Annotated in this window: 20 protein-coding genes and 1 pseudogene; 9 read left to right on the top strand and 12 right to left on the bottom strand. The window is 64.9% G+C overall.

The annotated features are described in order from the left end of the window. The first annotated feature begins 10 nt into the window (after positions 1–10). The 3 genes from XI04_RS07695 to XI04_RS07685 all read left to right on the top strand — a co-directional run bounded on the left by XI04_RS07695 (position 11) and on the right by XI04_RS07685 (position 4,350). Positions 11–2,236 (top strand): DUF5682 family protein, encoded by a 2,226-nt coding sequence (locus XI04_RS07695; RefSeq protein WP_271608183.1) that lies wholly within the window; start codon positions 11–13, stop codon positions 2,234–2,236. After that, on the top strand, positions 2,233–3,414 hold the full coding sequence (locus XI04_RS07690; protein WP_271608184.1) for a VWA domain-containing protein: 1,182 nt from the start codon (positions 2,233–2,235) through the stop codon (positions 3,412–3,414). Before XI04_RS07695 ends, XI04_RS07690 begins: the two co-directional genes overlap by 4 nt. 63 nt (positions 3,415–3,477) lie before the next feature. Then, positions 3,478–4,350, top strand: a complete 873-nt coding sequence (locus tag XI04_RS07685; protein WP_271608185.1) for a bifunctional helix-turn-helix transcriptional regulator/GNAT family N-acetyltransferase — start codon at positions 3,478–3,480, stop codon at positions 4,348–4,350. Positions 4,351–4,365: 15 nt separating this feature from the next. On the opposite strand, the gene XI04_RS07680 is transcribed toward XI04_RS07685, so the two are convergent. After that, the gene (locus XI04_RS07680; RefSeq protein WP_028145085.1) at positions 4,366–5,091 is read right to left on the bottom strand and encodes an SDR family oxidoreductase; all 726 of its coding nucleotides are present in this window, start codon (positions 5,089–5,091) and stop codon (positions 4,366–4,368) included. A gap of 105 nt (positions 5,092–5,196) precedes the next feature. On the opposite strand from XI04_RS07680, the gene XI04_RS07675 reads away from it, so the two are divergent. After that, complete coding sequence (locus XI04_RS07675) at positions 5,197–6,087, top strand: LysR family transcriptional regulator (RefSeq protein ID WP_028145086.1); 891 nt, start codon at positions 5,197–5,199, stop codon at positions 6,085–6,087. Between the two features lie 16 nt (positions 6,088–6,103). Then, positions 6,104–6,490: an ester cyclase gene (locus tag XI04_RS07670; RefSeq protein ID WP_028145087.1), complete on the top strand. Its 387-nt coding sequence runs from the start codon at positions 6,104–6,106 to the stop codon at positions 6,488–6,490. A gap of 21 nt (positions 6,491–6,511) precedes the next feature. Here the strand turns inward: XI04_RS07670 and XI04_RS07665 are convergent, their stop codons facing one another. Continuing rightward, entirely contained in the window at positions 6,512–7,732 is a 1,221-nt protein-coding gene (locus tag XI04_RS07665) for an MFS transporter (RefSeq protein ID WP_152103076.1), read from the bottom strand. A 241-nt stretch (positions 7,733–7,973) separates the two neighbouring features. Between XI04_RS07665 and XI04_RS07660 the strand changes: the two genes are divergently transcribed. After that, positions 7,974–8,432 (top strand): cupin domain-containing protein, encoded by a 459-nt coding sequence (locus XI04_RS07660; protein WP_271608186.1) that lies wholly within the window; start codon positions 7,974–7,976, stop codon positions 8,430–8,432. Positions 8,433–8,436: 4 nt separating this feature from the next. Here the strand turns inward: XI04_RS07660 and XI04_RS07655 are convergent, their stop codons facing one another. Next, entirely contained in the window at positions 8,437–9,015 is a 579-nt protein-coding gene (locus XI04_RS07655) for a DUF308 domain-containing protein (RefSeq protein ID WP_249162597.1), read from the bottom strand. An 84-nt stretch (positions 9,016–9,099) separates the two neighbouring features. Next, positions 9,100–9,684, bottom strand: coding sequence for a TetR/AcrR family transcriptional regulator (locus tag XI04_RS07650; RefSeq protein WP_271608187.1), 585 nt, complete (start codon positions 9,682–9,684; stop codon positions 9,100–9,102). A 78-nt stretch (positions 9,685–9,762) separates the two neighbouring features. Between XI04_RS07650 and XI04_RS07645 the strand changes: the two genes are divergently transcribed. Beyond that, the gene (locus tag XI04_RS07645; RefSeq protein WP_028145091.1) at positions 9,763–10,263 is read left to right on the top strand and encodes a peptide deformylase; all 501 of its coding nucleotides are present in this window, start codon (positions 9,763–9,765) and stop codon (positions 10,261–10,263) included. 57 nt (positions 10,264–10,320) lie between these two features. On the opposite strand, the gene XI04_RS07640 is transcribed toward XI04_RS07645, so the two are convergent. The 3 genes from XI04_RS07640 to XI04_RS07630 form a co-directional block, all read right to left on the bottom strand. Further along, positions 10,321–11,199: an AraC family transcriptional regulator gene (locus XI04_RS07640; RefSeq protein ID WP_271608188.1), complete on the bottom strand. Its 879-nt coding sequence runs from the start codon at positions 11,197–11,199 to the stop codon at positions 10,321–10,323. Between the two features lie 180 nt (positions 11,200–11,379). Next, positions 11,380–12,636 (bottom strand): serine hydrolase domain-containing protein, encoded by a 1,257-nt coding sequence (locus tag XI04_RS07635; RefSeq protein WP_271608189.1) that lies wholly within the window; start codon positions 12,634–12,636, stop codon positions 11,380–11,382. A gap of 118 nt (positions 12,637–12,754) precedes the next feature. Next, positions 12,755–14,758, bottom strand: a complete 2,004-nt coding sequence (locus XI04_RS07630) for a TonB-dependent siderophore receptor (protein WP_212436791.1) — start codon at positions 14,756–14,758, stop codon at positions 12,755–12,757. A gap of 524 nt (positions 14,759–15,282) precedes the next feature. On the opposite strand from XI04_RS07630, the gene XI04_RS07625 reads away from it, so the two are divergent. After that, on the top strand, positions 15,283–15,633 hold the full coding sequence (locus XI04_RS07625) for an AraC family ligand binding domain-containing protein (RefSeq protein ID WP_028145095.1): 351 nt from the start codon (positions 15,283–15,285) through the stop codon (positions 15,631–15,633). 24 nt (positions 15,634–15,657) lie between these two features. Here XI04_RS07625 and XI04_RS07620 read toward each other — a convergent pair whose 3' ends face one another. Both XI04_RS07620 and XI04_RS07615 read right to left on the bottom strand, forming a co-directional pair. Then, positions 15,658–16,020, bottom strand: a complete 363-nt coding sequence (locus XI04_RS07620; protein ID WP_028145096.1) for an ArsR/SmtB family transcription factor — start codon at positions 16,018–16,020, stop codon at positions 15,658–15,660. Further along, a complete protein-coding gene (locus XI04_RS07615; protein WP_018317656.1) occupies positions 16,020–16,682 on the bottom strand; it encodes an SRPBCC family protein in 663 nt (220 codons plus the stop codon). Before XI04_RS07615 ends, XI04_RS07620 begins: the two co-directional genes overlap by 1 nt. A gap of 297 nt (positions 16,683–16,979) precedes the next feature. Between XI04_RS07615 and XI04_RS07610 the strand changes: the two genes are divergently transcribed. Then, a complete protein-coding gene (locus XI04_RS07610; RefSeq protein WP_271608190.1) occupies positions 16,980–17,327 on the top strand; it encodes a hypothetical protein in 348 nt (115 codons plus the stop codon). A gap of 92 nt (positions 17,328–17,419) precedes the next feature. On the opposite strand, the gene XI04_RS07605 is transcribed toward XI04_RS07610, so the two are convergent. From XI04_RS07605 to XI04_RS07595, 3 genes and pseudogenes are all read right to left on the bottom strand, one after another. Beyond that, entirely contained in the window at positions 17,420–17,857 is a 438-nt protein-coding gene (locus XI04_RS07605; protein ID WP_097668177.1) for a type II toxin-antitoxin system VapC family toxin, read from the bottom strand. Positions 17,858–17,860: 3 nt separating this feature from the next. Next, positions 17,861–18,103, bottom strand: coding sequence for a type II toxin-antitoxin system Phd/YefM family antitoxin (locus XI04_RS07600; RefSeq protein WP_097668176.1), 243 nt, complete (start codon positions 18,101–18,103; stop codon positions 17,861–17,863). Between the two features lie 202 nt (positions 18,104–18,305). After that, a pseudogene (locus XI04_RS07595) lies at positions 18,306–19,015 on the bottom strand (HNH endonuclease); the annotation flags it as partial. Positions 19,016–19,041 lie beyond the last annotated feature (26 nt).

Below are 19,041 nucleotides of genomic sequence, written 5' to 3'. Positions count from 1 at the left end.
GGCGCGAGCGATGGCAGACCAGGTCTCCCTCTTCGGCATCCGGCATCACGGTCCCGGCTCCGCGCGGCGGCTGGTGGAAGCGCTCGACGCGCTGAAGCCGGTCGCGGTGCTGATCGAGGGCCCGGCGGATGCATCGGAGCTACTACCCATGCTCGCCGATCCCGACATGGTGACGCCGGTGGCGCTGCTCACCTACGCCGAGGACAATCCGGCCAACGCCAGCTTCTTCCCCTTCGCCGACTATTCGCCGGAATACCAGGCCGCACGCTGGGCGGTGCGCCACGGCGCGACCCTGCGCTTCATCGACCTGCCAGCATCGGACCGGCTGGGTGCCACCGACGGCGACATTGCGGAGGAGATTGCTGCAAGGGCGGAGGCCGATCCAGTCAGCCACGACCCGATCGGGGCGCTCGCCACCGCCGCAGGCTATGACGACGGCGAGTCCTGGTGGTCCGACGTCATCGAGGAAAACCCTGCAACGGGCCCGATCTTCGCCGCCGTTGCCGATGCGATGACGGCGCTGCGCGCAGACGAGAAATCGCTATCGGCCCGCGAGGCCGCGCGCGAGGCGCATATGCGGATCGAGATCGCGAAGGCGGCAAAGGACCACGATGGCGCCATCGCGGTCGTCTGCGGCGCCTGGCACGTGCCGGCACTCGCCGAGCGTCGCAGCCTTGCTGCGGATCGCGAATTGCTCAAGGGCCGGCCGAAGACGAAGATCAAGGCGACCTGGGCGCCCTGGACCGCGCCGCGTCTGGCGCGCGCGAGCGGCTATGGCGCGGGCGTGGTGGCGCCGGGATGGTGCGCTCATGTCTGGGACACGCGCGAGCGCGATCGTGCCGCGGAGTGGCTTGCCAAGGCGACCCGCGTGCTGCGCGATCGCGGCCATTTCGTCTCGACCGCCTCGGTCATCGAGGCGCAGCGGCTGGGCACGGCGCTTGCGGCGCTGCGCGGCCGCCCCGCGCCGGGTTTCGCGGAGCTGCGCGAGGCGGCGATCGCCTGCCTCTGCAACGGCGAACGCGCCATGTGGGACGACATTTCGGCCGAGCTGCTGATCGGCGCAGGTGTCGGCGCGATTCCAGCGACAACACCGCTCGCGCCGCTGCTCGAAGATCTCCAGCGGCAGCAGAAGGCGACGCGGCTCAAGCCGGAGGCGCTCGATCGGCCGCTGACGCTCGATCTGCGCAGCGAAAGCGGGCTGATGCGCTCCACGCTGCTGCACCGGCTGAACGCGCTCGACGTGCCCTGGGGACGGCTGACCGATGCGGGCCGCAGCCGCGGTACGTTTCGCGAGAACTGGCAGTTGCGCTGGGAGCCGGAATTCGCAGTCAGGCTCGTGGAGAATCTGCTCCACGGTTCGACCATCGCCGAGGCTGCCGGCGGACGCCTGATCGAAGCGATGAGCAAGGAAGCCGAGCTGGCTCCGCTCGCGACGCTGGTGCGCAACGCCATGATCGCCGACCTGTCCCGTGCCACCGCGTTCGGCATCGCGGCGCTGGAGACCAAGGCGGCGCTGACCAGCGACGGACAGTCTCTGCTTGGTGCGTTGCCGCCGATGGCCGACATCCTGCGCTATGGCGAGGCGCGCGCCGGCACGGTCGAGCATCTGGCGGCGCTGATGCCGCGCATCGTGGTGCAGGCCGCACTCGCTTTGCCCTATGCCGCGCGCAATCTGGACGGACCCGCGGCGGCCAGGCTGCGCGGCGCGCTGCTCGCAGCCGACGCCGCGATCCAGCTTGCCCAGATCGAGCCCGAAATCGTCGCCAGCTGGCGCGATGCGCTGAGCGCGCTGCTGAACGATGATCAGGCGACCCGGTTGATCGCCGGCACCGCGGCCCGGCTGCTCTACGAGGCCGAGCTCTTGACCGCCGATCACGCGGCAGACCTGCTGACGCGGATGCTCTCGCCCGGCACACCCGTGGCGGAAGCCGCCGGCTTCTTTGAAGGCTTCTTCGAGGGCGCCGGCCAGCGGCTGATCCACGATGCAACGCTGCGCGGCGCCGTCGACGCCTGGTTGATGACGCTGGACGAGGATGCCTTCACCGCGAGCCTGCCGCTGTTCCGCCGCGTCTTCTCGGCGCTGGACCGAACCGAGCGCAGGCGATTGATGGACGCGCTGTTCGCGCGCAGCACCGATGCCGCCAAAGGGTATCGGCTGCTCGCCGGCGCAGGCGAGATCTGGCCCGCGCATCAGGCCCGCGTGCTCGAACTTCTCACCTCGGGAGCTGCGCGATGAGCGAAGCCGATGAACGCAGCCGCCGCTGGACGCTCGCCCTCGGCGTCGACGCGGAAGGCGCCGAGAATGGCCCCGCCCTGTCCGCCAGCGATCGCCGCATGTCCGAGGCGCTGACGGCGCTCTATGGCGACGGCGACGAGGCGCCGAGGAAGGGCCGCGGCGGGCTCGGCGGCTCGGCGCCGCGCGTCGCAAAATGGCTCGGCGACATCAGGGAGTTCTTCCCCGCGCCCGTGGTGCAGGTGATCCAGAAAGATGCCTTCGAGCGCAAGGGCCTGCGCCAGATGCTGCTCGAGCCTGAATTCCTTGCGACCGTCGAGGCGGATGTGAGCCTGATCGCCGATCTCGTCGCACTGCGCGGTGTGATGCCGGAGAAGACCAAGGACACCGCCCGCATCGTCATCGCCAAGGTGGTGGCCGAGCTGATGGAACGGCTCGAGCGGCGCACCGCGGACGCGGTCCGCGGCGCCTTGAACCGCTCGCTGCGCACCCATCGCCCGCGCTTTGCCGACATCGACTGGCCGCGCACCATCAAGGCCAATCTGCGCCACTACCAGGCCGAGCACCGCACCGTGGTGCCCGAACGGCTGATCGGCTTCCTGCGCCAGCAGCGTCGCATCGTCGATCTCGAAGAGGTTACTCTGTGCGTCGACCAGTCGGGGTCGATGGCAACCTCCGTCGTCTATGCCTCGATCTTCGCGGCGGTGATGGCCTCGCTGCCGGCGGTCACAACCAAGCTCGTCTGTTTCGACACTGCGATCGTCGACCTCACCGAGGAGCTCGCCGATCCCGTCGAGGTGCTGTTCGGCGTCCAGCTCGGCGGCGGCACCGACATCAACCGCGCCGTCGCCTATTGCGAGGAGCGCATCGAACGGCCGGCGAAAGCGCATCTGATCCTGATCACCGACCTCTATGAGGGCGGCGATGCGGACGCGCTGGTCGACCGGCTGGCGCGGCTCGCGACGCGCGGCATCAACGTGATCGTCCTGCTGGCGCTGACCGACACCGGCCATCCCTCTTATAATCCCGCGCTGTCTGCGAAGGTCGCAAGTCTCGGCATTCCCGTGTTCGCCTGCACGCCGGATCAATTCCCGGATCTGATGGCAACCGCCCTGAAGCGCGAGGATGTTGCCGGATGGGCCGCCGACCAGGACATCAAGCTGATCCGGCCGGAAACCTAGCATCCAGCCCGATCAGCTCCCGCCCGATTGACAGACCACGATATCTGACTAAAGTCAGCTATCATGCTCGACCCCGTTTCCCGCGTCCGCCGCTTCAACCGCGCAGTCACCTCCGCTGTCGGCGCGCTCGATACCTCGTTTCTCGGGCGCGGCCGCCCGCTCGGCGCGGCGCGTGTGCTCAATGCGATCGGGCACGGGCGTTCGGACGTGGCCGAGATCCGCGATTATCTCGGCCTCGATTCCGGTTTGATGAGCCGGCTGCTGCGCAGCCTGGAAGAGGATGGCCTGGTCGAGACCGCCGCGCATGAGGACGATGCCCGCCGCCGGGTCGCGACATTGACGCGTGCAGGCCGGCGCGAGTTCGCAGCCTATGAGGCGCTGTCGAACACGCAGGCCGAGGGCTTGCTCGCGCAGCATTCGCAGGCTGACGCCCTGCTGGCGGCGATGGACCTGATCGCGTCCGCATTGACGCGCGAGCGTGTTGCGCTGGAGGAGATGGATCCGCGGAGCGAGCAAGCGCGCTACTGCCTCGGCGAGTATTACGCCGAGCTCGGCCGCCGCTTCAAGCAGGGCTTCGACGTTTCGCTGTCGCGCGACCCCGACGCCAAGGACATGCGCCGCCCGCGCGGCAGCTTCATCGTCGCGATGTCGGACACGCTGCCGATCGGCTGCGTCGGCCTGAAGGGAACCGATCACGGCTATGCCGAGATCAAGCGACTGTGGGTCGCGCCCGCCGCGCGCGGATTGCGGCTCGGCCGGCGCCTGATGGACGGGGCCGAGAGCGCCGCGCGCGAACTCGGCATCACGCTGCTGCGGCTCGACACCAACAGCGCGCTGCCCGAAGCCGGCCAGCTCTACCGCACAACGGGCTGGCGCGAGATCCCACGCTACAATGACGATCCCTACCCGGACCTGTTTTTCGAGAAGCGCATCTGATGCGGATGGGTATCGTCACCTCGTCCGCGTCGGCCGCACGACGATCTCGTTGACGTCGACGTCATCGGGCTGCTCGATGGCGAAGCGCACCGCGCGGGCGATGGCGTCTGGCTGAAGCGCAATCGCCCGATACGCCTTCATCGCCTCGGCGGCCACGGGATCGGTGATAGTGCCGGCAAGCTCGCTTTCGACCACGCCGGGATGGATGCAGGTGACGCGGATATTGTCGTGCTCCTGGCGCAGGCCATCCGAGATCGCCCGCACCGCATATTTCGTGGCGCAGTAGACGGCTGCCGTCGGCGACACGCTCAGCGCGCCGATCGAGGCGATGTTGACGATCTGGCCGGACCCGCGCGCCACCATCTCCGGCAGCACGGCGGCGATGCCGTAGAGCACGCCCTTGATGTTGACGTCGACCATCCGGTCCCACTCCTCGACCTTGAGCGAGGCCATCAGCGACAGCGGCATCACGCCGGCATTGTTGACGATGACGTCGACGCGGCCCCAGACCCCGCGCGCTGCGTCGGCAAAGGCGGCAACGCTGGCGCGGTCGGTGACGTCGAGTGGATGCGCGAGCACCGTTCCGCCCCGCCCGTTCAACTCGGCCGCAAGCGCATTCAGACGGTCGGTGCGCCGCGCGCCGAGCAGAATCTTCGCGCCGGCCGCGGCCAGCTCGCGGGCAATGCCGGCGCCGATACCGCTGGAGGCGCCGGTGATGAGAATGACTTTGTCGATTGGCATGAGGGTTCTTCCCGTTGCTTTCGGAGTGATTGCGGGAAGATGGACCGGCGCCATCGCTGTGATAAGACGACGATCCCTAACCACACTGACAAGCTACGCTAACCGATGGAACCAGACCTCAACGCCCTCGCCGTCTTTGCGCTGGTCGCCGAAGAGCGGAATTTCCGCGCCGCCGCCGACCGTCTCGGCGTAACCCGCTCGGCGGTGAGCCAGACAATCCGGCGGCTGGAGGAAACGCTCGGCATCGCGCTGGTCCAGCGCACCACCCGCAGCGTCAGCCTGACCGAAGCCGGCGAGCGGCTGCATGCGGAGGTCGCGCCTGCGATCGCGGACATGCGCGCCGCGCTCGACGGCACCGAGGCACTACGCGGGCGGCCGCGCGGTTTGCTACGCCTCGCCGTCTCCTCGATCGCCGAGCATTTTCTCTCGGGGCGCTTTCTTGCGGACTTCGCCGACGCGAACCCGGAGGTGCAGCTCGACATCACCGTGACGGATGCGGAATTCGACATCGTCGCCGCCGGCTATGACGCCGGCGTCCGCCTTGGCGAGGTCATCGAGCAGGACATGATTGCGGTGCCGATCGCCGGAGAGGAACGCCAGCTCGCCGTCTGCGCGCCGGATTTCCGCGACCGCTTCGGCGTGCCCTCGCATCCGTCCGAGCTTGCGTCCTTTCGCTGTATCGGCTGGCGTCCGGCGCCGAACGTTGTCCCCTATCGCTGGGAGTTTGCCGACGGCGGCAAGGAGTTCAGCGTCGCGGTCGCGCCCGAGATCACGACCAACGACATGGCGCTGATGATCAAGCTGGCGGTGGCCGGCGCCGGCATCACGTTCGGCATGGAGGCGAGCTTTCGCCCCGCGATCGCGCGCGGCGAGCTGGTGCCGATCCTGGAGGACTATTGCCCCTGCTTCGCCGGATTCTATCTCTACTACCCGAGCCGCCGCAACGTCGCACCGAAGCTGCGCGCGCTGATCGAGCATCTGCGGCGGCGCGCGTGAACCGGAAGGAGCCGGTATGGAGAAAGAAGAGCTCGCCGGCATCTACCGTGCCTACATCGCCTGCCTGAACCGGCAGGATTGGCCGGCGCTCGGCCAGTTCGTGCATGATGAGGTCGCCCGCAATGCCCGTCCGCTCGGCCTGTCCGGCTACCGCGCGATGCTGGAGCAGGATTTTCGGGAGATACCCGACCTGCAATTCCACATCGAGATGCTCATCATCGATCCACCGCGCGTCGCGGCACGACTGAAGTTCGATTGCACGCCGGTCGGGACGTTCCTTGGGCTTGCCGTCAACGGAAGGCGCGTGTCGTTTTGCGAGAACGTGTTCTACGAATTCGGCAACGACAAGATCCGGCAGGTCTGGTCGGTGATCGACAAGACCGCGATCGAGGCGCAGCTCTGACCTTGCGCCTCGATGTCGAACCTACGCCGCCGCCGGCGCCACCTCGCCTTGCGGCTTCGCAAACGGCCTGAAATTCATCGCCATCAGGAAGGCACCCAAGCCCATCGCCCAGGAAGCGATGTAGAGCCAGGCGTAGCTGGAGAAGGCGTCGTAGATCAGGCCGCCGGCGAGCGGGCCCGTCGCCATGCCGAGGCTGCCGGCCATCGCCGTGCCGCCGATCACCGTGCCCATCATCCGCAGCGGAAAGTTCTCGCGTATCAGCACGGCGTAGAGCGGCATGGTGCCGGCATAGATGAAGCCGAACACCGCGCCGACGGCGTAGAAGGTCGCGAGCTGATGGGCGAAGACGTAGGCGAGCGCGCCGAACGCCTGGAGCAGCAGCCCTGAGACCAGCACGCGCTTGGCCCCGAAACGGTCGCCCATCAGGCCGAAGGCGATGCGCCCGCCGAGACCGGCAAAACCCTCGATGCTGTAGATCGTCACCGCCGCGACCAGCGGGATGCCGCAGCTCACGGCATAGCTGACGGTGTGGATGATTGGACCGGAATGGGTGGCGCAGCAGAAGAAATTGGTCGCGAGCAGGATGAGGAATTGCGGCGAGCGCAGCGCCTCGCCCATCGACATCTCGCTCTGCGCGGCCCCCTCGCCCGTTGGTGCGACCGCCGCATTGGCGAGCGCTGGCGGGCGGCGCACCAGGAACGAGACTGGGATCATGATGGCGCCGACGACGAGCGCGATGATCTGCATCGAGGTGCGCCAGTCATGGTTCGAGACGAGCCAGGCCGCGAGCGGCGCCATCGTCATCGGCGCCACGCCCATGCCGGCCGACACCAGCGACACGGCAAGGCTGCGATGGGTATCGAACCAGCCGGTCACGGTCGCCATCATCGGCGCGAAGATCGCCGCACAGGAGGCGCCGACCAGAAGGCCGAACACGAACTGGAACACGATCAGGGAGGTCGCATGGCTCGCCGTGAACAGGCTGAGCGCCAGTACCGTCGATCCCGTCAGCACCACCGGCAACGGCCCGAACCGGTCGGACAGTGTGCCCCAGACCATGCTGGTGCAGGCCATCGCCAGAAAGCCGATCGTCATCGCGCTTGAGATGCCGGTCACGGACCAGCCGGTGTCCTTGGCGATCGGCTGCAGGAACACCGGCAGCGAAAACATGCCGCCGATCGCGACGCAGCCGAGCAGGCCGCCGGCGGCGACGATCACCCAGCGATAGTTGGAAGAAGTCATTTCGGTCTCCCGTCAGGTCTGTCTCACGTGGAAGACGAATGGGAACTGCGCCGGCCGACATGGCTCACCTCATTTTTGCCGCACGGGTTCGTGACCAGCCAACAAAAAAGTCGAAAAACGACCCCATGCAAAGTAGCCGGGCGCTGTCGGATCAATGACTTACGAGGCAGATGATTTGCGACAACCGTGACGCGATTTGACTCATCGGGCAAAACACCAGCACCATACCAGGGACAAATCCATGCCAAAGATCGACATCGCTGCCGTGCCATCGCGCAAAGGCTCCGGTTATCCGGCGCCCTTCAATGCGCCTTGCGCTGATCGCATCCGCCAGCGGCTGGGCGACGCCGGGGGCCTGAGGGATTTCGGGATCAATCTGATGCGCCTGCCGCCGGGCAACTGGTCGAGCCAGCGGCACTGGCATTCGCACGAGGACGAGTTCGTCCATGTGCTCGAAGGCGAAGTGACGCTGATCGAGGACGGCGGCGAAACCGTCCTGCGCGCGGGCGACTGCGCCGCCTTCCCGAAGGCAAGCGGCAACGGCCATCACATGGTCAACCGGTCAGATGCAACGGCCGTCTATCTCGAGATCGGCTCGCGCTCACCCGACGACCTCATCACCTGCTCCGACATCGACATGATGAGCCCGGCATCCGACGGCCGATTCCTGCACAGGGACGGCACGCCCTATCCGGCGTGACGTCTCACAGCGCCGCGCCACGGCGCCACGTGCCGACGGTGAGCCAGACCGCCGAGACCAGGAAGTACAGCGCGCCGACCGCAGCGTAGCCCGCGACGTTCGCGATCGACGGGATTGCGGGCATCGTAGCCTGAAAGATGAAGAAGCCGCCCGCCAGCGCCGACTGGCCACCACTGAGCACCATCGCCCATTGCGCGCCGTAGCTCCTCCAGCGCCGGACCGCCGTTCCGAGTTGAAGCAATCCGGCAAGGATCGCCCACGCGCCGAAGATCCCGAGCACCCAGTTCATGCTCACCCGCAAGGCCAGGATGACCGCGATGGTGGTCGCCAGGCTGACCAGCACGTTCAGTGCCTGGGTGCGGTTCTGGTTCAATCCGCCGCTGCAGAGCGCGTCAAGATAGTTCGCCGCGGCGTCCCATGCCGGATAGGCGATCAGCAACGTTGCCGCGATCACCGCAGATGACGGCGCGATGGCGAAGGCCGCAATGACCCAGGCGAGGGAAAACGCGGCGCGTAGGAAATAGTATTGCTTCAGCCATTGCGCGCGGTCGAACGTATCCGAAGTCATCTCAAGATTTCTCATGTTCTTTCCTTACCTACTAGTTGGTAGATTTCTTGCGAAGCGAAATCGCTGCCATTCACCTCGATTGCAGCGATGCTGATTGCGTCAGTGCCTGGGGGAAAGCCGATCCAGCAGCGGACGGGCGATGATCCCGAACATCTTTGGATCGCCATAGGCGCGCGCGGACAGCATCGCGCCGTGAACGGTCGCCATGAATCCTTCAGCCTCGACCCGGGCCGTGCCGGAGAGCTGAAGCCGCCCCTGCCGCTTGCCGCGCTCCATCACCGATGTCAGCCACGACGCCAGCGAGCGGAAGTGAGCCCGGACCTCGAGCGCGACCTCCTCAGGCAGGATCGGAAGCTCGCTGGCGAGCAGCGCGCAAACGCAGAACGGAGCCGTCGCGTCCTTGATGCACGCTTCCCAATACGCGACATAGCTCCTGAGCTGCTCGCCCGGGTCGGGGACGTTTCGCTCCATGGCCGCCAGCCCAGCCTGGGCCTCCTCGCGATATCGCGACACGAGGGTGCGGACCAGATCGACCTTGCTGGCGAAATGGTGGTGGATGCTCGGTTTGCGGATGCCGACGATCTCGGCCACATCGGCGTAACTGAAGCCGTTGTAGCCGCCTGCAATGATCAGCGTGCGGGCGCAGTCCAGAATGTCGTCGGCGGTCGAGGAAATCTTGGTCATGGCAGGTTAACTACCTTCCAGTTGGTAGGCCGTCAAGAACGGCGTGCTTCACCCCTCCGTGAGTGGTAGGAGCCCTGCATGACCATCCGCCCCATCGTCCGTTACCCCGATCGCCGGCTCACGATGCCGGCACGCACCGTCACCGCATTCGACGACGGCCTGCGCGAGCTTGCAGCGGATCTGCTCGACACCATGCGCGCCGCGCCCGGCATCGGCATCACCGCGCCGCATGTCGGCGTGCCGCTGCGCGTCGTCGTGCTGGAGCTCGATGCCAAGGACGGCCCCCTCACCTACGTCAATCCGGTCATTGAATGGACGTCACCCGAGATGATCCTGCACCGCGAGGGCAGCGTCTCGATGCCCGGCGTCAATGACGAGGTACAGCGCCACGCCCGGGTGCGGATCAGCTATTGGGATCTCGACGGCAAATTGCAGAGCGAGGAGTCCGAAGCCTTGCGCGCCGTCTGCCATCAGCACGAGATCGACCAGCTCGACGGCATGTTCTGGATCCAGCGGCTGTCGCGGCTGAAGCGCGAGCGGCTGGTGAAGAAGTTCGAGAAGATGTCGCGGAATATGTAGTACGGGTTGGCCGCGACTGCGCTTCGCGCAGCCGCGGGCATAATCCACCTTAGGCAATCATTTCAGCGGCAAAAACAAATCCGCGACCGTCTCGTGCTCGGGCACTTCCGGGAAGAAGCTCAGCCGTTGGCAATAGATCGGGAAGTCACGTGCCTCCTCGCCGCTGGCCGGAAGCCAGTCGCGATAGAGATAGAGCGCGGCGGGCTCCAGATTGTCGGTGTAGCCGACGATTCGCAGCACGGCGCAGCGTCCGCCGGGGATCTCGCCGGCCTTGATCTCTTCGCCATTCGCCTCGATCGACTGCTCGGCGCCGACACAAAGGTCCACGCTGTAATCGGCAGGCGATGAAGGACGCCGCTCGGAACGCCAGACATTGAAAGTCGGACTTGTCCGGGGATGCAGGCCGGCTGTCTTGCGCCAGGCGATGAAGCGCTGGATGGTGGCGCCAAGCGTCGCCGGGTCGCCCCGATGCTCCATGATCGCCACTTTCGTGGTGGGCACATCGCGGATCGTCACGTCGTCACTGCTAAACGTCTTCATGAGCTTGTTCCTCGCGTTATCGAGAGGCCCGAAGGCCGCAAGCCACGGCTCCCAGTCGGGAGACTTCCGGAACGACGACGGCGATTGCCCGAACCGTTGCCGAAAGGCGCGGGCGAAGGCGTCAGGCGTAGCGTAACCGGCATCCATCGCGATGTCGGTGACGCCAAGGGCGTTACCGTAGGCCAGCTGATGTGAAGCGCGCTTCATGCGGGCCAACTGGATATAGCGATGCACTGACAACCCGAAGGTCGCGGTGAATTGCCGGTGGAAATGAAACTTCGAGAACGCGGCAACAGCGCTTAACCCGTCGAGGGCCAGATCATCGTCGAGATGCCGATCGATATGATCCAGCACCCGTCGCATCCGGTCCTGATAGTTTTGCAGCGCCGCCTTCATCGTCCCTCCTCCGTGGCGGCTCCATCTAGCCGCAGAAGGCCGTGACACGCTCGACCGATCTTGCGGTTTGAGAGGATATCGCGGCATTCGCCGGCCCGTAGGGCGGATTAGCGAAGCGTAATCCGCCATCTTGAACGAGCAGCGGCGGATTACGGCTTGCGGCTAATCCGCCCTACGCACCTATCCCGCCATCAGCGCCTTCGCCAGCGCCATGTAGGCCGGCAGCGTCACGGGATCGTTGGCGGCGTTGCCCGCGACGGGATGCGAGGCGTAGCGCGCGATCACCATCTCGGCCTTCGGATCGACATAGATGCCCTGGCCGTAGACGCCGCGCGCCATGTAGGCGCCGTGGGCGTTGTGGCTGACCCACCATTGGTTGCGGTAGGAGGCGCCGGGCAAGGTGGTGTAGCCGGCGGGCTTGAACTTTTCGGGGTCGCCGCCGCGCGCGATGTCCTCGACCACGGATGATGGCACGATCTGGCGACCGTTGAAGCGGCCATGGTTGCGCATGGTCTCGCCGAAGCGGGCAAGATCGCGCAGTGTCGTGGAAAGACCGCCACCGCCGCTCTCGGTGCCGATGCGGTCGACGTGATAATACGCGTCCTCCTCCGCACCCATGGGAATCCAGATGCGCTCCGACAGAAGATCGGACAGCGTCATGCCGCTGGCGCGCCTGATGATCCAGGCCAGCACGTCGGTGTTGACGGTCTTGTACGCAAAGACCTTGCCGTGCTCGCCCTGCTTCTTCTGCGCCATCAGGAAATCGAAAATGGTGGTCGGGCCGTCATAATCGGGCTCGATCGGCGCCATGCCGTTGGCGCGCCGCAATCCCCACACGGCGGAATTCTTGTCGGTGTAGACCTCGGTGTATGCGAGGCCCGTGGTCATATCCATGACCTCGTGCACACGCGCGTCCCCGAACGGGCTGGCCTTCAGCTCCGGCACGTAGTCCGTGACGGGCGCCTGCGGATCGATCTCGCCCTCGCTGACAAGGATGCCGGCGAGCACACCGGTGAACGACTTCGTCACCGACATCCCGATATGCGGCTTGTGCGGCTTCAACGCGCCGAAATAGCGCTCATAGATCAGCTTGCCCCGATGCAGCACGGCGATGCCGTCCGCATAGGTCTCCTCCAGCATCTTTGCGAAGGTCATGGGCCGGCCGTCCATCGTGGTCGAGGCGACCGCGCCGATGTCACGGTCCTCGCGCGGCAGCAGCGAGGCCGGCCCTGCCCCGCGCCAGACGTTCACCGTCGGCACCAGCTGCCGGACATTGCTCCACGCCCAGCGCAACTCGGGAAAGCTGCGGAACGAGCCGTCCTGGAAGGTGATGGTGCGATCCGGCGCCGGCGGAAAGCCCTTCATCCAGCCGAGGGTCTCGGGATCGGTCTCGGCGGCGGTTGCGGGCTGTTGGCTGGGGGCGATCGCGGTGGACATGCAGGCTGGCTCCGGAGAGGGCGATGCGGATGTCGTATCACGGCCGAACGTGACGGACATCCGACGTTTGCGCCGGGTCCCTGCGCGCCGATCGGATCGGCGGCAGCGCCAGCCCTGCTCACCACCGCGCTGTCGCGCTCCCCAGCACGGTCCGTCCCTGCGTGAACGCGCAGGTCCCACCATTGCAGATCGGAACGCGCTCATCCGACAGATTGCGCGCATTCAGACCCAAGCGCATGCCGCGATAGTCGTAATGCACGCCCGCATCAAACGCCGTGACGGCCGGATTCCTGATCGTATTGACCTCGTCCGCCCAGGTCTGCCCGATCCATCGCGCACCGGCACCGACGCCAAAGCCTGCAAGCAGGCCATTCTGCCAGGTGTAATCGAGGAAGATCGCCGCCTGCTGCAACGGCACGCCGATCGGCACCTTGCCGAGATCAAGGCCATTGCTGCGCGTCACGATGGCATCGGTATAGCTGTAGGACGCGACACCTTTGAGACCCTCGGCCAGCGACAGCACGGCCTCGAGCTCGGCGCCGCGCGAACGAACCTGACCGGTCTGCACCGAAAAAGTCGGAAAGGCCGGATCGATGGTCAACACGTTGTCCTTGGTGAGGTTGAACCAGGTCGCGGTGAAGTAACTGTTCCAGCCAAGCGGCTGATACTTGATACCGGCTTCAAACGATTCACCCGTCGTTGGCGCGAATGGTGTACCGCCGCGCTGGGGTGCCGTCGTGCCGGTTAGCGGCAGAAACGATGTCGCATAGTTCACATAGGGGGCAAGCCCCGACTCGAACAGATACAACAATCCGGCGCGGCCGGTGAACTTGCTTGGCTCGCTGTTGCTCGTCACACCCGTCAGGTCGTTGCGGTTCGAGAGCTCGGCAAAATCCTGCCGGCCGCCGACGGTCAGCCGCCAGCCGCCCCACGCCATCTGGTCTTGTGCGTAAAGCCCGACCTGGCCGAGCGTTTGGCTGTTGGTGCTCATGAGCCCCAGAGGCATCGTCGGCGCCGAACTGCCGTAAACCGGATTGGTCAGATCGAGCGACGGCGCCAAGCCGGCATAATAGTCCAGCGTCGTGCTTTGCCGGAAATAATCAACACCCGCGAGGACCGTATGCTTGATCGGACCGGTGGCCAGCTTGGCCTCGATCTGGTTGTCGACGTTGAACGTGTTCAGCCGCTCACGGAAGGTCGCCGCGTAGCGATTGAGGGTGCGGCCATCCGGCGACAAACCGAGCGCATCGACCATGTTGCCCTCGAACGACACATGTCCGAGCCGGACATGCTGCCGGAACGCCAATGCCTCGTTGAAGCGATGCTCGAGCCTGTAACCGACCGAGGCCTGCCACTGCGTGAGCGCGTCGAATGCGGGATCGCCGAGACGAATATTGGTGACCACGCCGGTCACCGGGTTGCGAAGGTAATACGGCCACATCGACGTCTTGCTGCGCTCGTACTCGGCCAGCACGGTCAGCGTCGTATCCTCGTTCAGCTTGGCGGTCACGCTCGGGGCGAAGAACACGCGGTCGTCCCACGTCCCGGGAATCTGCGTGCCGCTGTCGCGCACCAGCCCGGTGAAGCGATAGAGCAGCTTGTCGTTATCAAGGCTCGGTCCGCTGAAGTCGAAACGTCCCTGATAGCGATCGAAATTGCCGATATCGAGGCCAACCTCGTTGAGCCGCTTGTCGAGCGGCATCTTGCTCACATAGTTCACCATGCCACCGGCTTCATTGGCACCGTACAGCACGGACGACGGACCGCGCATCACCTCGATGCGCTCGGCGCCATAGGGCTCGTTGCGGAAATAGGCGAACGAGCCGTTGCCCTGCCGCAAGCCGTCCCGATAATTGCCGTACTGGTTGGCCGCAAAGCCCCGGATCAGAAACTGATCATAACGCGGGTCGAAGCCGTATGGCTGCGTCTGCACGCCGGCGGTGTAGGCCAACGCCTCGCCGACGGTTCGTGCGCCGGTGTCGCGGATCTGGTCCTGCGTCACGACCGAGACGGACTGCGGCGTCTCGATCAGCGGCGTATTCGTCTTGGTGCCGGTGGCGCTGCGCGTTGCGACGAAGCCCTGGACCGGACCCATCGCACTCTGAAGAGTCGTGGCCGACACCGGAGCTGCTGCAGCAATCTGCGCCTCCCTGCGCGGATTCGGCCGCCGCACCGATCGTCGCATCTCGCTTGCGGCACCGGGCCGCGCGGACTGCGCGCGGCGGGCCTGCTGCGGCTTTGGAGCATCGACCGTCACTGGCGGTAGCTGAGATTGAGCGTAACTCTTGCCGTCAAGTCCTGCATCCAACACGAACAAACTGCAGGTCGCGAGAAAACCATGCCTCACGGCATTCAAACTCAGCATTCCAATCCCCGGTGAGCAAAAAATCAGACGCGGACTTATGGGCACACGGAAACGAGGAAGCGAAATTGAATGGGTCTAAAGAATGTCGTCTCGTCGCGACTGTGGCATTGTTGCGACTCCGATCCCGTATGCGCAGCGTGCGACAATCTGGACATCGCACCCCTTGATGGATGGCGCTGCGAGCGCTGCGTCAAACCGCCCCGCGGCGATGTTGAACAAACACCGGCGTCAGGCGTCTACCGTTTCACCCTGTCAACTCAGGCGCGGAACGGAAGGATCCCATGAAGGTTCGCAAGTTTGCCGTGGCGGATGCGTCGTTCGAACGCTCGCCCGGGCAGGACGGAGATATTTTCGCAGGCAATGTGATCGACCGGCGCCACGGCGGCCCGATCACCATCGGATACGGCCGCTATGCGCCGAACCAGAGCCTCGATGAAAAGCTCGCCGTGGACGATGTCATGCTCGTGCTGGAGGGCAAGCTATCGGTGTCGAGTGAAGCCGGCACCGTCACGGCAGGCCCCGGCGAGATCATCTACATGCCCAAGGGCGAGAAGGTCACTATCCGCTCGCACGAGCAAGGCGCCGTCACGGCCTACGTCACCTATCCACATTGGCAGGAGGCGCATGAGTGAGACGTTTCGGGTCCGGCACGGCTCTCAGGCCCTCTTGCCGCTCCGCTTGGTCAGCGGCGCATTGCGCCGCTCCCGCTTGCCGCGCACGATTTCCGTCGCCAGCGCGTCGAGCTTCGGCTCCCAGAAAGTCCTGAACCGACCGACCCAGGCATCCACTGCCTGAAGTCCGGCCACGTCGACCGAGTAGAGGCGTCGTTGCGCTTGCGCTCGAACGGTCGCAAAGCCGCTCTCGCGCAGCACCTTCAGGTGCTGCGACACGGCGGCTTGCGTGATGCCGAACTCGGCGCCGATCGCCTCGACGACTTCCCCGGAGGCCATCTCTCCCGGGGCGAGCAGTTCGAGGATGCGTCGGCGCACGGGATCGGCGAGGACTTCGAAGACGTGCATCAGCTTCCTGTGCCGGGGTGCGCGATGTCAGGCGGCATCTCGCCGCGATAGAAGGCAATGGTACGGTCCGAGCGCTGCTTCGCCGAGGCCGCATCCACCCCGCTCGCGACATGCGCTGCGCGCCAATACTCACCGCTCCCGGTCATGAATTCCTTGCCCTCGGGCGAGCCCATCCACGCCTCGGCCGTCTCGTGGTCGACCGATGCCCCCGTCGCAACGTATCGCTCGAGCCCGGCAATGGCGAGGTCCCAACCGATGCCGACCGCACCCGGACCGAACTGATTCCAATGATCCTCGATGATCGCGCTGTGCTCGAGCGTCAAGCGCGCCTGGCTCCGTTCTGCCGCCAGCGTGACGTCGATCCAGCTCACCGCGCCTGCAAATTCCCACGTCGCCGCAAAATGAGTTGGCGGCGCACAGGCCGTGATGGTGCCGCCCGCATTGCCCTTGAGCTGATATCTTCCGCCGAGCTGGAGATCTCCCTCGACCGGCAGAAACCAGCGCGGGATGCGTTCCCTGCTCGTCACCGCATCCCAGAGATCGTCGACGCTGGTGTCGTAGAGCCGCGTCAAGGTGACCGCACTGGCCGCCTTCCCGTCCTTCTCGAAATTGCGCACCGAACGCGTGACAAGCCCCAACACCCTGGCAACGTCGATCTCCATCCCGGACCTCCCTTTGATTTCGGGAAGGAATATCGGCATAGGCTTATATAAGTCAATACTTATATTACGGCATGCGACCGTCACCTTGCCATCGAGCACGATGGGTTCCGCCGCACACTTTGAGCGCGCCTGACGTCGCGCGCTTCATCCTCGACCTCAAGGACTTCAACCGGCGCTGACGAGGCCAGGGCGCGCTTGCGCTGGCGTTACCTCAGTACCGATGCTACGAGGCTGCACGCACAGGATGAATCACGGACGCCCCCTCAAGAACGTCCCATTCTCAAACGGAATCCAGGAATGAATGTAACTGTCTCGATCGTCGTCGTGGCTGCCGAGCTTGTCGTCAGCGCGCTGAGTGCCTTCATCTCAATTGCCGCGCTCGGATTCGCAGGAGAGGCCACGCGGTCCAAGGACCTGACGGCCTTCGGCTGGATCCTCGGAGCTCTCTACATCATCGTCGCCCTGACGCCCCTCATCGCAACCGCCTGGGTGGCCTACAGGCGGTTTGTTTCGGACAAGGCATTTCCCGTGCTCGAGGTCATCTCGTCCCCGTACCTGGTCCCGGTGGTGCTGTTAGTCGGCGCCGCGATCTTCTGCGTCGGGCTGCTGGCGTTCCAGAATGGCGCGGGGTTGGCGCCGCGATAGGTGCGACGCTTGAGACCTGTTTGAGAAAAGCTGGCACAGTCCGTCGGGATCGGTGGAGCGAAGCGATGCCCATCCTGCGAGCAGCGCGATAATCAGGACGGCGGCAACTCGCCGAAGGGATCAAGCACGGGCACGCCGAGCGGCACAAAATGCCTCGCGTTGCGTGAGAGGACCGTCAACGCGTGCTGACGCGCAGTGGCAGCAATGATGATGTCGGCAAAGCCCGGCGAGTGTCCCTGCCCCCGCGCCCGGTCTGACAGCTGCCCGGCGATCCGCGCCGTTGGCACGTCGAATGCCAGGATTCGATCTCCATAGAGATGCAGCACAGCGTCGAGCCAGTGGGTCAGGTCCCTGCTCTTGCGCGTCGCCTTCTCGCGCCGGAGTTTGGCTATTCCGTCCTCGATTTCTGCGATGGTCACAGCGGACAAGAATAGGGAACCGGATTGCGCATCCATCCACGCGACGACCGCCGCGGACACCGGCCGGTTCGGTGATGCGGCGGAGATAACGTTGGTGTCGACGAGGTACACGTCTCAGAAATCAGTCTTGCGCAGCTTGGACCGATTGCGCGGCGGTAAATCGCCCGCCCTCACGGGAGCCGCCATCAGCAGACGACCGAAGCTCGGCACCTGCGACAGCCGCTGCCACTCTTCGTAGCTTAGGACAACCGCCTGCTTCTTGCCGTGACGCGTGATCACCGCAGGCTTGCCGTCGATTGCCTCGTCGACGACCGCGGAGAGATTGGCCTTGGCATCACGAAGCTGGATTTCGCGCATGAGGACACCTATGTGACTACAGTGATCATATAGGAAGACGGCTCACAATTCAAAGAGATGGAGTAGATGACGGGAGATGGGTTTCGCTGCGCTCTACCCATCCTACGGGCCCTGCTGGCGTTCCAGAATGGCGCGGGGTTGGCGCCGCGGTAAGTGCCCATCCTACGCGTTGACCTCGCTCGCTTTCCCTATTGCTTGAAGCATGTTCGCGATGCCATTTCAGGAAGTGCGGGTGTGGGCGATCTGATATTCGCCGCGGCGCAAGTGCGTACCCCGTCTTATTGATGATTGATCGCGCGCCATTCCATTGATAAGCTTTAGCCCGGTGATGGCACAACGCTCATCGTAGGCGCGAAGCACGACGCGACGGAAGACTCGATCGCGCAAAATCCTAGATACTGTCACGCTAATACGCTCGCGCTGCTGTTCGAATCTGAACGGCACCGCCTCCTCGTTAAGGTCGAGTGGACGGACATCGTCATCGCGTCGCGGCAACAGCGGCGCATTCTCCGCCAAACCAAGTTCACATATTCTGTTGAAGTCGCCGGGGGAGATTGGACGGACTGCAGACTGAGCGCGTCCTGAAATTCGTCCCTGCTCATTCAGGACGCCGCGCTCTACGGGACCAGTTGGCCCGTTGAAGGGGACCGGATTGGCGAAATCGAGGTAACTTCCGGGTTCGATCATAGCCAAATACATTCCCGAAGTACCTGGATCGGGAACAACCTGCTGAACCCGCGCAATCGCAAAGTAGCCCCGCGTCTCAGCGACCTTGCTCGGTTCGTAGTAGATTATCCAATCACCGACGCAGGCTTCAACGCGGCGAAGATACTGGCTGGGAAATTGATATTGTTCAGCGGGGCTGTCATCGTAGATCGAGTCCGATCGATGGATGAATACCCCAAATCCCATGATCTAAGCGACGCCGCCTCCCCGAA

This window comes from Bradyrhizobium sp. CCBAU 11430, from assembly GCF_028128855.1.
GTDB lineage: Bacteria > Pseudomonadota > Alphaproteobacteria > Rhizobiales > Xanthobacteraceae > Bradyrhizobium > Bradyrhizobium ottawaense.
This window is presented reverse-complemented; position numbering and strand designations above follow the sequence as displayed.

Excerpts from the sequence above, each read along its gene's own strand:
- XI04_RS07695 (WP_271608183.1), top strand. The coding sequence starts at position 11 with ATGGCAGACCAGGTCTCCCTCTTCGGCATCCGGCATCACGGTCCCGGC.
- XI04_RS07690 (WP_271608184.1), top strand. The coding sequence starts at position 2,233 with ATGAGCGAAGCCGATGAACGCAGCCGCCGCTGGACGCTCGCCCTCGGC.
- XI04_RS07685 (WP_271608185.1), top strand. The coding sequence starts at position 3,478 with ATGCTCGACCCCGTTTCCCGCGTCCGCCGCTTCAACCGCGCAGTCACC.
- XI04_RS07680 (WP_028145085.1), bottom strand. The coding sequence starts at position 5,091 with ATGCCAATCGACAAAGTCATTCTCATCACCGGCGCCTCCAGCGGTATC.
- XI04_RS07675 (WP_028145086.1), top strand. The coding sequence starts at position 5,197 with ATGGAACCAGACCTCAACGCCCTCGCCGTCTTTGCGCTGGTCGCCGAA.
- XI04_RS07670 (WP_028145087.1), top strand. The coding sequence starts at position 6,104 with ATGGAGAAAGAAGAGCTCGCCGGCATCTACCGTGCCTACATCGCCTGC.
- XI04_RS07665 (WP_152103076.1), bottom strand. The coding sequence starts at position 7,732 with ATGACTTCTTCCAACTATCGCTGGGTGATCGTCGCCGCCGGCGGCCTG.
- XI04_RS07660 (WP_271608186.1), top strand. The coding sequence starts at position 7,974 with ATGCCAAAGATCGACATCGCTGCCGTGCCATCGCGCAAAGGCTCCGGT.
- XI04_RS07655 (WP_249162597.1), bottom strand. The coding sequence starts at position 9,015 with ATGAGAAATCTTGAGATGACTTCGGATACGTTCGACCGCGCGCAATGG.
- XI04_RS07650 (WP_271608187.1), bottom strand. The coding sequence starts at position 9,684 with ATGACCAAGATTTCCTCGACCGCCGACGACATTCTGGACTGCGCCCGC.
- XI04_RS07645 (WP_028145091.1), top strand. The coding sequence starts at position 9,763 with ATGACCATCCGCCCCATCGTCCGTTACCCCGATCGCCGGCTCACGATG.
- XI04_RS07640 (WP_271608188.1), bottom strand. The coding sequence starts at position 11,199 with ATGAAGGCGGCGCTGCAAAACTATCAGGACCGGATGCGACGGGTGCTG.
- XI04_RS07635 (WP_271608189.1), bottom strand. The coding sequence starts at position 12,636 with ATGTCCACCGCGATCGCCCCCAGCCAACAGCCCGCAACCGCCGCCGAG.
- XI04_RS07625 (WP_028145095.1), top strand. The coding sequence starts at position 15,283 with ATGAAGGTTCGCAAGTTTGCCGTGGCGGATGCGTCGTTCGAACGCTCG.
- XI04_RS07620 (WP_028145096.1), bottom strand. The coding sequence starts at position 16,020 with ATGCACGTCTTCGAAGTCCTCGCCGATCCCGTGCGCCGACGCATCCTC.
- XI04_RS07615 (WP_018317656.1), bottom strand. The coding sequence starts at position 16,682 with ATGGAGATCGACGTTGCCAGGGTGTTGGGGCTTGTCACGCGTTCGGTG.
- XI04_RS07610 (WP_271608190.1), top strand. The coding sequence starts at position 16,980 with ATGAATGTAACTGTCTCGATCGTCGTCGTGGCTGCCGAGCTTGTCGTC.
- XI04_RS07600 (WP_097668176.1), bottom strand. The coding sequence starts at position 18,103 with ATGCGCGAAATCCAGCTTCGTGATGCCAAGGCCAATCTCTCCGCGGTC.